Origin of the sequence: Flavobacterium ginsengiterrae (genome assembly GCF_039539785.1) — a bacterium.
Taxonomy (GTDB): Bacteria; Bacteroidota; Bacteroidia; order Flavobacteriales; family Flavobacteriaceae; genus Flavobacterium; species Flavobacterium ginsengiterrae.
On sequence record NZ_BAABDU010000004.1, the window covers coordinates 409,863 to 423,796 of the forward strand.

General features: G+C 34.3%; 9 protein-coding genes. 5 read left to right on the forward strand and 4 right to left on the reverse strand.

Annotation, left to right across the window (positions count from 1 at the left end):
- Window positions 1–166 precede the first annotated feature (166 nt).
- On the reverse strand, window positions 167–739 hold the full coding sequence (locus ABD859_RS12275; RefSeq protein ID WP_345144675.1) for a Crp/Fnr family transcriptional regulator: 573 nt from the start codon (window positions 737–739) through the stop codon (window positions 167–169).
- 240 nt (window positions 740–979) lie between these two features.
- On the opposite strand from ABD859_RS12275, the gene ABD859_RS12280 reads away from it, so the two are divergent.
- Window positions 980–2,095 carry a pectate lyase family protein gene (locus ABD859_RS12280; RefSeq protein ID WP_345144677.1) on the forward strand — a complete coding sequence of 372 codons (1,116 nt, stop codon included), beginning with the start codon at window positions 980–982 and terminating at the stop codon, window positions 2,093–2,095.
- Between the two features lie 203 nt (window positions 2,096–2,298).
- Here the strand turns inward: ABD859_RS12280 and ABD859_RS12285 are convergent, their stop codons facing one another.
- The 3 genes from ABD859_RS12285 to ABD859_RS12295 form a co-directional block, all read right to left on the reverse strand.
- Window positions 2,299–2,682, reverse strand: coding sequence for a DUF3037 domain-containing protein (locus ABD859_RS12285; protein ID WP_345144679.1), 384 nt, complete (start codon window positions 2,680–2,682; stop codon window positions 2,299–2,301).
- Window positions 2,672–3,454, reverse strand: coding sequence for a HipA family kinase (locus ABD859_RS12290; RefSeq protein ID WP_345144681.1), 783 nt, complete (start codon window positions 3,452–3,454; stop codon window positions 2,672–2,674). The genes ABD859_RS12285 and ABD859_RS12290 overlap by 11 nt, the downstream gene beginning before the upstream one ends.
- 183 nt (window positions 3,455–3,637) lie before the next feature.
- Window positions 3,638–4,486 carry an NAD(P)H-hydrate dehydratase gene (locus tag ABD859_RS12295; protein WP_345145548.1) on the reverse strand — a complete coding sequence of 283 codons (849 nt, stop codon included), beginning with the start codon at window positions 4,484–4,486 and terminating at the stop codon, window positions 3,638–3,640.
- A 235-nt stretch (window positions 4,487–4,721) separates the two neighbouring features.
- Here ABD859_RS12295 and gcvT point away from each other — a divergent pair, with 235 nt between their 5' ends.
- The 4 genes from gcvT (at window position 4,722) to ABD859_RS12315 (ending at window position 13,934) form a co-directional block, all read left to right on the forward strand.
- Window positions 4,722–5,804, forward strand: a complete 1,083-nt coding sequence (gcvT, locus tag ABD859_RS12300; protein WP_345144683.1) for a glycine cleavage system aminomethyltransferase GcvT — start codon at window positions 4,722–4,724, stop codon at window positions 5,802–5,804.
- 208 nt (window positions 5,805–6,012) lie between these two features.
- Window positions 6,013–8,046 (forward strand): S41 family peptidase, encoded by a 2,034-nt coding sequence (locus ABD859_RS12305; protein ID WP_345144685.1) that lies wholly within the window; start codon window positions 6,013–6,015, stop codon window positions 8,044–8,046.
- A gap of 184 nt (window positions 8,047–8,230) precedes the next feature.
- Window positions 8,231–8,944, forward strand: coding sequence for a YebC/PmpR family DNA-binding transcriptional regulator (locus ABD859_RS12310; RefSeq protein WP_026729302.1), 714 nt, complete (start codon window positions 8,231–8,233; stop codon window positions 8,942–8,944).
- 274 nt (window positions 8,945–9,218) lie between these two features.
- Entirely contained in the window at window positions 9,219–13,934 is a 4,716-nt protein-coding gene (locus ABD859_RS12315) for a hypothetical protein (protein WP_345144686.1), read from the forward strand.

Below are 13,934 nucleotides of genomic sequence, written 5' to 3' on the forward strand. Positions count from 1 at the left end.
AAGTTTTTTTAATCTCGCAAAGTCGCAGAGTCGCAAAGTCTAATTTAAAAAACAACCATATAAGTAATATAAGAATTTTAGGTTTTCTACTTAATTGAACTTATATTACTTATATGGTTCAAAACTTTGCGACTCTGCGACTTTTCGAGATTTTATTTTAACTCAATCAAGAAACTGTTCTCTTGATTTTCGAAAGAAACTCGTGCGAAACTCCTAAATATGATGAAAGATTCTTGTTGTTTATCGAACTTATTTTTTTTGGATAACGTTCCTTAAAATCAAGATAACGCTGTTTAGAGGTTTTATGAAGAACATCTAATAAGCGCTGCTGGATGGCAACATTGGCACGCTCAATCATAAATACATGAAACTTAATTAGTTTTGGAATCACTGCAAACAAATAGGATTTTTGCATTTTACCAATGACTACTATTTCGCTGTCTTCAATAGCTTTAATGTTGTACGTAGTTGGTTTTTGATGATAAAAACTTTCCAGATCGCAAATCCATTCATTTTCAAATGAAAAGAAAATAACGGTTTCTGTTCCGTTTTCGTTTAGAATGTAGGTTTTAAATGATCCTTTCAAAATAAATCCCTCATAACTGTTGTTAGAATTCTGGATTTGCAGAAACTGATTTTTTTTCAGTTTAATGATTTCAGCTTTCGAAACAATTATCTCCCATTCTTCATCTGTGAGCGGAATCTTTCGCTCAATGTTTTGTCTAAGTAGGTTGTACATGTTGTGGTTTTTTGTTTGTGGAAATACTTTCTCAATACATTCTCTTGTAGGGGCTTAGAAAATGTAATCGATTACGTAAATGTACTTTATTTTTGCTTTTTTGTAAATTAACAAGTGTTAAAAAAACATATTTCGTAGAAATTTTTACAAAAGTTTGAACTTGTTCAACTTTTTTCCTTCAAATTATAACCAGATTTGTGCCGTTAAATTTTTTTAATAATCACAAACCAAACTTAAACAATGAAATTACAATCAACACTTTCGATGTTATTATTAACATTGACTCTCGGTTTTACGGCATGTAATACTGAGGACGCAGCTTTGGAACAAGAATCTCAAAGCACAGCAATTGAAACTACAACTCCAGAAGGCAGTAACCTGACTGCTAAAGTTGGAAATTGCGCAGCGGTTCCCGGATGGGCTTCGCAAAATGGAGGAACAACCGGAGGAGGTTCTTCGGCAGAAACTACGGTTACTACTTATGCACAGCTTAAATCGGCTATCGAAAACACTTCTGTAAAAGTGATCAAGGTTTCTGGAACTATTACCGTTACAACAAGATTATCTTTTCAGGATCAAACCGGAAAAACAATTTATGGTGCCAACGGTGCAAAACTGGTTTCAACAAATCAAACTAAAGATGCTTCTGGAATCATCAACATTAAAAGATGCAAAAACATCATTATCAGAAATCTGATTTTTGAAGGTCCGGGTGCGTATGATACTGACGGATGGGACAATGCCATTCTTGACGAATGTACGAACGTTTGGGTAGATCACTGCGAATTTAGAGACGGTGTTGACGGAAACTTTGACATTAAAAACAAATCAGATTATATTTCGGTTACGTATTCTAAATTTCATTATTTAAAACCACCAAAAGCTGGAGGATCTGGAGGATCTGACGATCATAGATATTCTAACTTAATTGGTTCAAGTGATGGTGCAACTGCTGACCGCGGAAAACTTAGAATCACTTTTGCAAGATGCTGGTGGGCACCGGGCTGTAAAGAAAGAATGCCTAGAGTTCGTTACGGAAAAGTACATATCGTAAACAGCTTCTTTAACAGTACAGTAAGCAACAAATGTGTTGCTGCAGGTTTTGAGGCTGATATTCGCGTAGAAAGCAACGTTTTTGAAGGCGTAAAAAATCCAATCGACTTAATGAGTGGTTATACTGCCGTAACTGTTACCAGCGACAATGTATTTACAAACGTAACAGGAACTAAAGTTGGAAGCGGAACTGCTTTTACTCCTCCATATTCTATCGTAAAATTAAACGCAAGTGCTGTTAAATCTGATATTTCTGCAAATGCCGGAGCTACTTTAGGTGGTAATATCTGCGGTTCTTTTTAAAATATATGAGTTAGTTTTTAGTTTAAAACCACGGATTGCAGTAATATGCGATTCGTGGTTTTTTATTTAACCGTAAAGTTTTATTTCACGCTCCCGATAGCTATCGGGATTAAAAGATTTAAGCAGATTGAGCAGATATTTTTTTTAATTAATCTGTTGCTAACACCTTTGTCCCTTTGTCACTCTGCCCCTTTGAACCTCTTTTAAAGAACCAATTCTTCAAACAATCTCTGAATGGTGTTCTCTAAATCCTGACACAAACCCGGATGAGGTCTTGAAGTCTGTATTGCCGAACTTCTAATTGCGGTTAACCAGCGAAAACGTTCCGGAATTTCAAATTCAGCAATTGGGCCGCCATCTTTGGCTCCGTTAGCGATTTTTACTAATGAAGTTAAATTGCATTCTAACTGTTCGATGTCAAAATCGGCAGAAAGGGCTTGTATTTTTTCTTTATTTAAATGAAAAAGAACCTTTATAAATTTGGCTTTTTTGCAAAACAAAATAATTCCGATATTCAGGAATTCTTCGCGCTCTACCCTTGGCACAACACGAATCACAGCATATTCGTATAAGTGATTATCTTGCATTTTGAGCCTGATTTACAAAAATTTCTGAATTGGCTAATCGTGTCTTTAAAAACTGCAAATACACATTTCTTAAAGCTTCCGGCGTTTCATCGGCATCTTCCCACTGAAGCCAGTCCAGCGGAATTGTGTTTACAATTTCTTCTAAAATTTCCGGCGTTAGAATTGCTTTAAACTCTTCATCAACCTCTTTTAAAAGTGAAGCCTGAGGCAGTAAAACGTGATCTTTTATCAACGCAAACGGACTTTTAGCATGTTGTTCCCAATTGTTCCAGGAATGGTGAAAATACAAACAAGCTCCGTGATCGATCAGCCATAATTCTTTATGCCAAATTAGCATATTAGTGTTTTTAAAAGTTCGGTCAACGTTTGTAATATAAGCGTCTAACCAAACGATTTGAGAAGCTAATTTAGCATCGACAGTTGTTACGGCAGGATCAAACGTAATGGCGCCAGATAAAAAGTGAAGCGCCAGATTTAATCCCTGACTTCCCTGTAATAAATCCTGAATTTCTTCGTCGGCTTCTGTTCTTCCGAAGGCTTCGTCGAGGTTTGCGAAAACTAATTCCGGTAATTGTAATTTTAAAGCTTTTGCGATTTGTCCGCCTACTAATTCGGCGATTAAGGCTTTTACGCCATGTCCGGCACCTCTAAATTTTAATACGTATTTAAAATCGTCGTCGGCTTCTGCTAAGGCAGGTAAGGAACCTCCCTCGCGTAATGGGGTTATATAACGGGTAACGTTTACCGTTCTGAGATCGAAGTTGTTTTTCATATTACAAACTTAGTGAATTTTTCTAACCGCAAAGGCGCTAAGGTTTACGCAAGGTTCGCAAAGGTTTTATATTGGAGCAGGATTTGCTCGCGAAGTCGCGAAGAATTAAAAAAACTTTGCGACTTTGCGACTTCGCGAGATTAAAAATTGCGTGCTTTGCGTAAACCTTAGCGCTCTTTGCGGTTAAACTTCCAAACTCAAAAAAGCTTTACCTAAATACTTAATAATCGTAGAAGCCGTAAAAGATTCGTAACCAGTTTTAGGCAAAGCTAGATCTGCAGTTAAGCCATGAAGATAAACCCCAAATTTTGAAGCATATTTGGGTTCGTAACCTTGTGCTAAAAGACTTGTGAGTATTCCGGTTAAGGTGTCTCCGCTTCCGGCGGTTGCCAAGGCAGCATTTCCTGTTGTGTTTTGATAAACTGAAGTTCGGTTTATAATAAATGTCGGCGCTCCTTTCATGACGATGATGACTTTGTATTTTTCTGAAAAAGCAATTGTTTTTTGAAATTTCTCAGATTCTGAATTCCATTTGCCAATCAGGCGTTCTAACTCTTTTGGATGAGGTGTTAGAATCGTGTCTTCGGGAACTAATTCGAGCCACGAAATGTTTTCTGAAATAATGTTTAAAGCATCGGCATCTAAAACTAATGCTGCTTTGTTTACTCTCAAAAATTCAAATAAAGCTTTTTGTGTTCCAAGTTCTTTTCCTATTCCGGGACCAAATCCTATTGCCTGCGGAATTAAGGGCAAATGAATATTGGTTATGAAATTGGTGTTTTCGTCGGTTACGGTCATTACTTCGGGAATGGAAGTTTGGAGTATTTGATAACCGCATTTTGGGATAAAAGTCGTTACGAGTCCGCATCCGGATTTGAGACAGGATTTTGAGGCCAAAACGGCCGCTCCTATTTTGCCGTAACTTCCGGCAATAATCACCGCGTGTCCTTGAGTTCCTTTGTGACTTTGAGGATTTACAGGTTTATATAACTTCTGAATTTCTTCTTTGGTGATTAAATACGGCTCTTTCATTTGAATGCTTTTATACATTAAAATTACATAAAAAATCGAAATCATAATTAGTTCTTTTGAAACCGAGTGGTATAGCCCTGATAGAAGCGGTATCCTTTTTGTTTTTTCTTTAAAAACAAAAAGATATAGCGGATAGCAGGAAATAGCTCCTAATTATTGCGAAATTTATAATTTAAGACATCTAAATTCGATATTTTTTGAATAGATTTGCAAAACAATTTTATAAAACAACACAATGAAAAATACTGCGCTTACGCACATACATGAAGGTTTAGGGGCTAAAATGCTTCCTTTTGCTGGTTATAACATGCCTATTACTTATGAAGGGGTTAATGCTGAACACGAAACGGTTCGTAATGGTGTGGGCGTTTTTGACGTTTCGCATATGGGTGAATTTTTGTTGACGGGTCCAAATGCTTTGGCTTTGATTCAGAAAGTGACTTCAAATGATGCTTCGACTTTGACGATTGGAAGAGCGCAATATTCTTGTCTTCCAAATAACGAAGGCGGAATTGTTGACGATTTGATTATTTATAAAATGAAAGAAGAGCAGTATTTACTGGTTGTAAATGCTTCTAATATTGAAAAAGACTGGAACTGGATTTCATCTCACAATGATTTGGGTGTTGAAATGAGAAATATTTCTGATGATTATTCTCTTTTGGCAATTCAGGGTCCAAAAGCGGTTGAAGCGATGCAGTCATTGACTTCTGTTGATTTGTCTGCTATAACATATTACCATTTTGAAGTGGGTGATTTCGCAGGAATCGATCATGTAATTATTTCTGCTACTGGTTATACTGGTTCTGGTGGATTTGAAATTTACTGCAAAAACAATGAAGTAGAACAAATCTGGAATAAAGTATTTGAAGCCGGAGCTTCTTTCGGAATTAAGCCGATTGGTCTTGCAGCGCGTGATACTTTACGTCTTGAAATGGGATTCTGTCTTTATGGAAATGATATTAACGATACTACTTCTCCGCTTGAAGCCGGTTTAGGATGGATCACAAAGTTCACTAAGGATTTCACTAATTCTGAAGCACTTAAAAAACAAAAAGAAGCTGGCGTTACAAGAAAATTAGTTGCTTTTGAAATGCAGGAGCGCGCTGTGCCAAGACATGATTACGAAATTGTTGACAGCGAAGGTAATGTGATTGGAATTGTAACTTCTGGAACGATGTCGCCTTCTATGAATAAAGGTATTGGATTGGGTTATGTTACTGTTGCAAACAGCGCTGTTGACAGTGATATTTTTATCAGAATCAGAAAAAATGATGTTCCTGCTAAAGTGGTTAAATTACCGTTTTACAAGAAATAATTTTATACGAATATTATACTAAAATGCATCACATAATGTGATGCATTTTTTTTTGATCAAATTAAAAATTAAATCTCTAATTTCTTAAAACCTGCATTATTATTCCAGGTAAAACAAATTATTTATCTGTAAGATTTTTTATAAATAATGTAAACCAATATCAAAAAATTACCGTAATTTTAAGGTAGAATGTTGATCCTAAAAATTCATGAGAAAATTTTTGCCGTTGTTTTTACTGTTTACTACTTTACTATTTAGTCAAAATAGCGCAGAGACATGCGAAATACTGAATAAAATAAACGCGGTAATTCAAACCGAACATTTAAGACCTAAACCTGTTGATGACAGCTTATCTATATTTGTATTCGACAATTTAATAAATGAATTAGATCCCTCCCGAAATATTTTATTTAAAAGTGAATATGACGAATTATCTGCAAAATATCGCTTACAAATTGACGATTTAATTCTTCAGAATGATTGTAGTTTTTTAACTGATATCACCGCAAAATATATCAACGGATTAATAAGAACTAAGGAAGTTCTTGAAAAAATTCAGACAACTGCTTTTGATTATACCAAGAAAGATACTATTCGGTTTTATAAAAAATCATTTCCGTTTTACCTTAAAAAAGAAGATTTGGAAAAAGTATGGCGAAAAAAACTTCGTTATCAGATTCTGGATGATATAGCCGAAGTAAGCAACAACTTAGATTCTATTAAAACCAATTTTAATTCGATTGAAGCAAAATCAAGAAAGTTGATTTTATCTAATGAAATCTGTCGCATAAGCACTCTTTTAGAAACTAAAACCAAACAGGAGGAAAATTTATATAATTTTTTCTGTACTTATTTTGATCCGCATACGGCTTATTTCAGTAATGATTCAAAATCAAGTTTCGTGGCATCTTTATCAAAAGAACACTTATCGTTAGGGATGACGGTTAATCTTAATGAAAAAAATGAGATTATTGTTCATGAAATTGATCCAAATGGCCCTGCTTACCAAACTGGCTTAATAAAAAAAGGTGATCAGATTATTTCGGTTTCTAATCATAAAGAAAAGCTTGAAGTTTCCTGTGCTTCTCTGGAATCTATTTCGACCATGATTTTATCTGAAGCCAATAAAAGTCTTACGCTTACTCTGAAAAGAAACTCAGGCAAAAATTTTGATGTTCACATCGAAAAACAAGTCATGAAAGACGAAGAAAACTCGGTTTTCAGCTTTATAATAGGTAAAGAAAGTAAAATTGGATACATAAAAATCCCGAGTTTTTATGCCGATTTAGACGGAAACAGTCGTAAAGGCTGCGCCGATGATGTTGCCCGTGAAGTTATTAAACTGGAAAGAGACAACATTAAAGGTCTGGTTATTGATTTAATTGATAATGGAGGCGGTTCTATGGAAGAAGCCATAAAACTTGCCGGAATGTTTGTTGATTATGGTCCGCTTTCTATTGTGGTTGATCATAGCAAAGAAAAATCGGTTATAAATGATCCTTTCAAAGGATTAATTTACAGAGGCCCAATTGTAATTTTGGTTAACAGTAATACGGCTTCGGCAAGTGAATTTTTCTCTTCAATCATGCAGGATTATAATCGTGCTCTTTTGCTGGGAAGCAGTACTCTTGGAAAAGCCACTATGCAGACCATTCTTTCGCTGGACGAAACTAAAAATACTGATTTCTTAAAAATCACCATTAATAAGTTTTATCGTGTAACCGGAAAAAGCCATCAATATATTGGTGTAACTCCAGATGTTGTGCTTCCGGAGTTTTATGAAGATGTGTACCAAAAAGAAAGTGATTTCCCTACGGCTATTAAGAATGACAGCATTGAGTCTTTACTAAAATACCGACCTTATGTAAAACGAAGTTTAATTGACAAAATTGCTAAAAACAGTACCGCAAGACTGGCTGATAATTATTATTTTAATGGTATTAGGAAAATTAATCAAAAAATAGATCAGCTGGTTAATACTCCAAAATCAGAAACTCCAATGACACTGGATGCTGTTTTTAAACAGAAGAAAGTCGTAAATTCTCTTTGGACAGAGATTAATACTTTTAATGATGAGAATAATCCGCTGGATGTTTACAATTCTTCTGTGAATCAATTACTACTGGGAGTTTATCCAAATGATAAAACGATTAATCAATATCAAATGGATAATCTTAAAACAAATCCGTACTTAAATGAAGCCGTAAATATCATTAATGAGTTTAACGGAGGTGTTAAATAGTTTGGTTTCAAATTTCAGGTTAGCTAAACCTAAAAACTTTATCAAGATAAACCAACTTGAAACCTGATCCCCAGGCTTTGGCAGAAACTCAAAAAACTCAAAAACATTCTGTAAAAAAGAATTATTTTGTTTTTGTAAAAATTAGGAAAACCTTATTTTTGCATCACAAAACTAAAAATTAGAAATGGGAAGAGCGTTCGAATTTAGAAAAGGAAGAAAAATGAAACGTTGGTCTGCAATGGCCAAAACATTTACCAGAATTGGTAAAGACATCGTTATGGCTGTTAAAGAAGGCGGTCCTAACCCTGACGCCAATTCTAGATTAAGAGCTGTTATACAAAATGCAAAAGCAGCCAACATGCCAAAAGATAATGTTGAGCGTGCTATTAAAAATGCAAGTAACAAAGATACTGCTAACTATAAAGAAATTCTTTTTGAAGGATATGCTCCTCATGGAATTGCAATTTTAATCGAAACAGCATCTGACAACAATAACAGAACTGTAGCAAACATTAGAAGTTATTTTAACAAATGCAACGGAACAATGGGAACTCAGGGTTCTGTTGAGTTTATGTTTGATCATACCTGCAACTTCAGAATTGCAAACAACGGACTTGATGCTGAAGAGCTAGAATTAGAATTAATTGATTTTGGTGCCGAAGAAGTTTTTGAAGATGAAGACGGAATTTTAATCTATGCTCCTTTTGGAAGTTTTGGTGCTTTACAAAAAGAATTAGAAAACAGAGGTCTTGAAATTTTATCTTCTGGTTTTGAGCGTATTCCTCAAATCACAAAAGAATTAACAGAAGCTCAAATCGCCGACGTTGAAAAATTAATTGAAAAAATAGAAGAAGATGATGACGTAATGAACGTTTATCATACAATGAAAGAAGAATAATCTTTCAATTTATAATTTACTTAAAAACTCCAGATAAATCTGGAGTTTTTTTTTGCCCTAATGTGGAAAACCGTAAAGAAAATATTTTCGGATTGTTTAGTTTTGACCAAAATTAACATTTTTTTAAACATTTAAGATAATTATGGTCCGTAAGACTTTATCCTATGAATAAAATTCTTTTTACAAATTCAGGCTTCACACCATAAGTTATTGTAAATCTATCACTAACATATTTGCCAAATCAAAATACTACGAACTCAAACCTTTCTGCCCATTGAAAAAAATTACTCCTAAGTTTCCTTCATTTATATTAAGTTTAGTTTTATTTCTTGTAAGTTTTAATAGTTTCGCTAACTCAGCAGATACAATAAATAATCCTAAAAAACCATTACCGGTAAAAAATAACAACAACACATCTGGGTTTATTCCTCCAGCTAATTCGTTTATTTATAAAGCAACTCCTGAAAGTGAATTTACTAATGAATATTTAAGGAAAAATTTCCCTATTTCGCAGGATGTCAATAAGAATTTAGAATTAGCAATGTCTACATTCGAAACCATTGCAAAAAATGGTAATCTTACAGACGTGTTGGAACCAAAAAAATTATCAATGCTTCCACTTGGTATTTCTAAAACCATTGGAGGTATTCATTACGTACTTGGAATCAGCAGTGCAAAATTTACTCCAACATATACAGAATTAACAGCGTTTGTAAAAATTGTTCTGCCGCAAATTGATGAACAAGGAAATAACAAACAATTATTCTTTGGTGCAAACAATATTAAATTATCTCACAAGGGAGGTTTGGTTGGCGACACTAATTTAGTTTTATTGGGAGACGTACCATTAAAATTATTTGGTGAAAGTTCATTATTGATTTTAAAAGGCGGAATGGATATGGCAACCGGAGCTGTTACCAATAAAACGTATGTTACTATTGATTGTAATGGTTTTAAAGAACTTGGTATTACCGCTGATTATGAATTTTCAAGAAATATACTTGTTCCTTTAGATAATAACTACACTCCTATTGCAGAACCTGCAAGAGTTAGAAGCAGTTTTAAAACCATTGTTTCAAACTGGAACGATATTTTAGTAGAATTATCTGTTCCAAAATTTAAACTGGCAAAATCTGAAAAAAATATAGGTTTTGAGCTGAATACTGCTGTAATTGATTTTAGTGATATTCGAAATTCACCTTCTATTGTATGGCCAAAAGATTATGAAAAGGACTATTTGGTTCCTGGAAATGAAAATCTTTGGCGCGGACTTTATGTAAAATCATTAAAAGTAGTACTTCCGGAAGAATTTAAGAAAAAGGGAAAAGAAGACCGATTAACTTTTGAAGCTTCTAATTTATTAATAGATAAAATGGGGGTTTCCGGAACATTTACGGCAAGCAACATTTTAAGTCTCGATGAAGGTAATGCTTCTGGATGGCAGATTTCTGTCAACGATATTAGTTTAACATTCAGAGCAAATTCATTAGTTTCTGCCGGATTTGGAGGTGATATTCTTTTACCTGTTTCCAGCAAAGGTTCTCGATGTGCCGGCAATACAAGATCTGAACTTGCATATAAGGCACTTATAGATCCATTAAATAATGAATATCTTCTAAATGCTTCTGTATCAAACGGGCTGTGTTTTCAGGCATTTAAAGGAACTGCTACAATTGAAAAAAACTCTTATGTAGAAATAAAAGTAAAGGAAGGCAAGTTTCTGCCTAAAGCGGTTCTTTACGGTACCTTGGCATTAAATGCAAGCAGTAAACCTTTAACTGCCGAAGAAGCAATTGCTCTTCAAAAAACAGATCCTAATACAGCACCAACTGGAGAAAAGAAAGAAACGGTTTCATTTAAAGGTCTTATTTTTCAGAATCTGATGCTTCAAACTGTGTCTCCTTACATAAAAGCAGATTATTTTGGATACAAAAATGTACAGAATGATGCTTCAACAGTAAGTAACTTTCCAGTTACAATTAACGAGATTGCTTTAATTACAACTGATGAAAGTGCCAGCTTAAAAGTTGACATTGCTGTAAATTTAATGGAAAATCAGTTTAATGGTCAGACTAAATTTTATGTAGTTGGAAAATTTGGCAAAGAAGAAGGAATTCAAAAATGGAAATATGACCATCTAAAGTTTGAAACCATCTCTCTCGCTGCTGATTTAGGAGGAGTAAAATTTAAAGGAAGTATTACCATTTTAGACAATGATCCTATTTATGGAAATGGTTTTAAAGGAATGCTTGGAGCTGATTTTACAGGCGGAATCAAAGTAGAAGCAAACGCTATTTTTGGATCAACCACTTTTAGATATTGGTATGTTGATGCCATGGTTGATAATTTAAACATTCCTGCAGGAGCTATAACTTTTAAAGGTTTTGGCGGCGGTGCTTATTACAAAATGAAAAAGGACGGATTTAGTAATAGATTTGTTGCTTCAGGATCTAATTATGTGCCCGATGCTGATTCTGGTCTTGGGGTAAAAGCAATGATCAAATTTGCCGGAACTGCAACTGCGGATGCCTTTTGGGGAGGCTGTGGTTTTGAAATAGCATTTAATACCCATGGCGGTATCAATAGAATTAGTATTTATGGAGAAGGTCACGTGATGCAGCCTTTTAAAATACCAATTCCAGAAGAATTAACAAGTGCTTTGAAAGCTGTTACAGAAAGTGAAGCTTTGCTTTCGAAAGTCGCTGTAGAAGCATTAAAAACATCAAATTTATCAAAAGCCGCTCAGGATTTCTACCCTAATGAAGTACAATCTTCAATGGGTATTAATGCTTTTGCTGCAATTGAATATGATTTTAGATTAAAAACTTTACATGGGTCATTTGACTTGTATATTGATACTCCAGGAGGCTTTATTAAAGGACGAGCTTCTGGAAACAGAGCCGGATGGGCTGTGCTTCACTTTGCACCAGATAAATGGTATATCCGCATGGGTACGCCTACTGATCGTTTGGGTATAAAACTAGCAGTTGGTTCTCTCGAAGTTGAAGCTGGAGGATACTTTATGCTGGGAGATGACATTCCTGCCAGTCCACCTCCACCCGCTATTGTAGCTAAACTATTGGGTGTAGACGTTGCTACTCTCGATTATATGAGAGACGAAAATAGTATTGCATCTGGAAAAGGATTTGCCTTTGGATCTGATTTTAGCCTTAAAACAGGAAATTTAAGTTTTTTAATGTTTTATGCAAACTTTGAATGCGGGTTTGGATTCGATATTATGGTGAAAGATTATGGAGAAGCAGCATGTAAAGGATCAGGACAAATTGGTCTTAACGGATGGTATGCTAACGGGCAATCCTATGCATATATGCAAGGAGAACTTGGAATTAATATAAAACTATTCTTTGTACGTAAAAAAATATCAATCATAAAGGGTGGTGGTGCTGTATTACTACAAGCAAAACTTCCTAATCCGTTATGGATTCGAGGCTATATGGCAGGATCTTTTAATTTACTTGGAGGAATGGTAAGAGGAAGTTTTAGATTCAAACTCGAATTTGGAAAACAGTGTGAATTTATAAGTAATAATCCACTTGAGGGTTTAAAATCAATTGCTGACATTAAACCTTCAGAAGGAACAAAAGATGTAGATGTCTTTACCGTACCACAAGTTGGTTTTAATATGCCTGTAGATAAAAACTTCAAAATTGAAGGCGACGATGGCGTAAAAACATATCGTTTAAAACTTGAAGAATATTCAATAAAAAAAGACGGTGTCCCTGTATTAGGAAGTGTAAGCTGGAATAACAATGGAGATTTAGCAAGTTTCAATTCTGTTGAAGTTTTACCACAAAATTCAAATTTAGTTTTAACTGTTAAAGTAAGTTTTCAGGAATATACCAACGGAACATGGAAAACCATATATGACGAGGGGCAAATTGCTATGGAAACTGAAACCAGAAATTTTACAACCGGAGCAGCACCTAATAATATTCCGGTTAATAACATTGCATATTGTTACCCGGTCTTTGATCAAAAATACGTTTATCAAAATGAAAGTAAACAAGCTTATATTGTTTTAAAACAAGGCCAGTCCTATTTATTTGAATTAAAATCTGGACAATCGCAAAAAGCATTCTATAAAACAGGAACTAAATCAGACACTGCAGCATTGAAATACGACAGTTCACTTAAAAAAGTGAGTATAGATTTGCCAGTTTTACAAACAATGAAACCTTATAATCTAACTCTAATGACGTTAGAAACTAAGGTTGATGCAAATTCAAATCTATCTGAAAATTATACGAAACAAGATTTAGGGTCTGATGCCGATGTTGATGTAAAAAATAACAAACTAACTGAAACTGTTGTTGGCGGTGACGGAGTTGAACTTCTTCAATATAATTTTAATACTAGTCAATACAATAGTTTTCAAGAGAAAATGGCAGCAAAAAAACCAAAACAAACATTAGTAGAAATTATTTACATGGATGTTCATGCTTTGCAATCACAAAACAGCTCGACAGAACCATTTGACGAAATAGAAATAATTGGAAATGCAAAAACATTAAACATTCCATTAGTAAATGCAGAAGCGATATTAGATGACAATTATTACAAAAATGAAATCTACCCGTTAGTTTACAAAGGTTATCCTATGGAAAGTGATTTAACATTCGACAGAAATACAAATCTATTGGGACTGCCTCCAGTGAAGGCAGTTGAAACATTGGCTTGGTATCAGGATTATCTCATAAACAATCCAACTAGTTTTATGTTAAAAGAGTATCTGCCATATCGATATAATTTACCATTTCATTATAAAAATGATTTCCGTGACCTAAGATATAAAGTAGTTAATAAGTATTATAACACGTCAAATCAGGCAATGGCAGCTAAATATGATTATATCATAAATGGAGAATTCCCGTACATAAAAAAAGGTCTTTACAATATAAAATTAGTTTATACTCTTCCAGGCGGACAAGCAGGTACAAGCTCAATTTTTACATTCAACAAATCAAATTAG

Coding starts and splice junctions, on each gene's coding strand:
- ABD859_RS12295 (WP_345145548.1), bottom strand. CDS start 4,486: ATGAAAGAGCCGTATTTAATCACCAAAGAAGAAATTCAGAAGTTATAT.
- ABD859_RS12310 (WP_026729302.1), top strand. CDS start 8,231: ATGGGAAGAGCGTTCGAATTTAGAAAAGGAAGAAAAATGAAACGTTGG.
- ABD859_RS12280 (WP_345144677.1), top strand. CDS start 980: ATGAAATTACAATCAACACTTTCGATGTTATTATTAACATTGACTCTC.
- ABD859_RS12290 (WP_345144681.1), bottom strand. CDS start 3,454: ATGAAAAACAACTTCGATCTCAGAACGGTAAACGTTACCCGTTATATA.
- gcvT (WP_345144683.1), top strand. CDS start 4,722: ATGAAAAATACTGCGCTTACGCACATACATGAAGGTTTAGGGGCTAAA.
- ABD859_RS12305 (WP_345144685.1), top strand. CDS start 6,013: ATGAGAAAATTTTTGCCGTTGTTTTTACTGTTTACTACTTTACTATTT.
- ABD859_RS12275 (WP_345144675.1), bottom strand. CDS start 739: ATGTACAACCTACTTAGACAAAACATTGAGCGAAAGATTCCGCTCACA.
- ABD859_RS12285 (WP_345144679.1), bottom strand. CDS start 2,682: ATGCAAGATAATCACTTATACGAATATGCTGTGATTCGTGTTGTGCCA.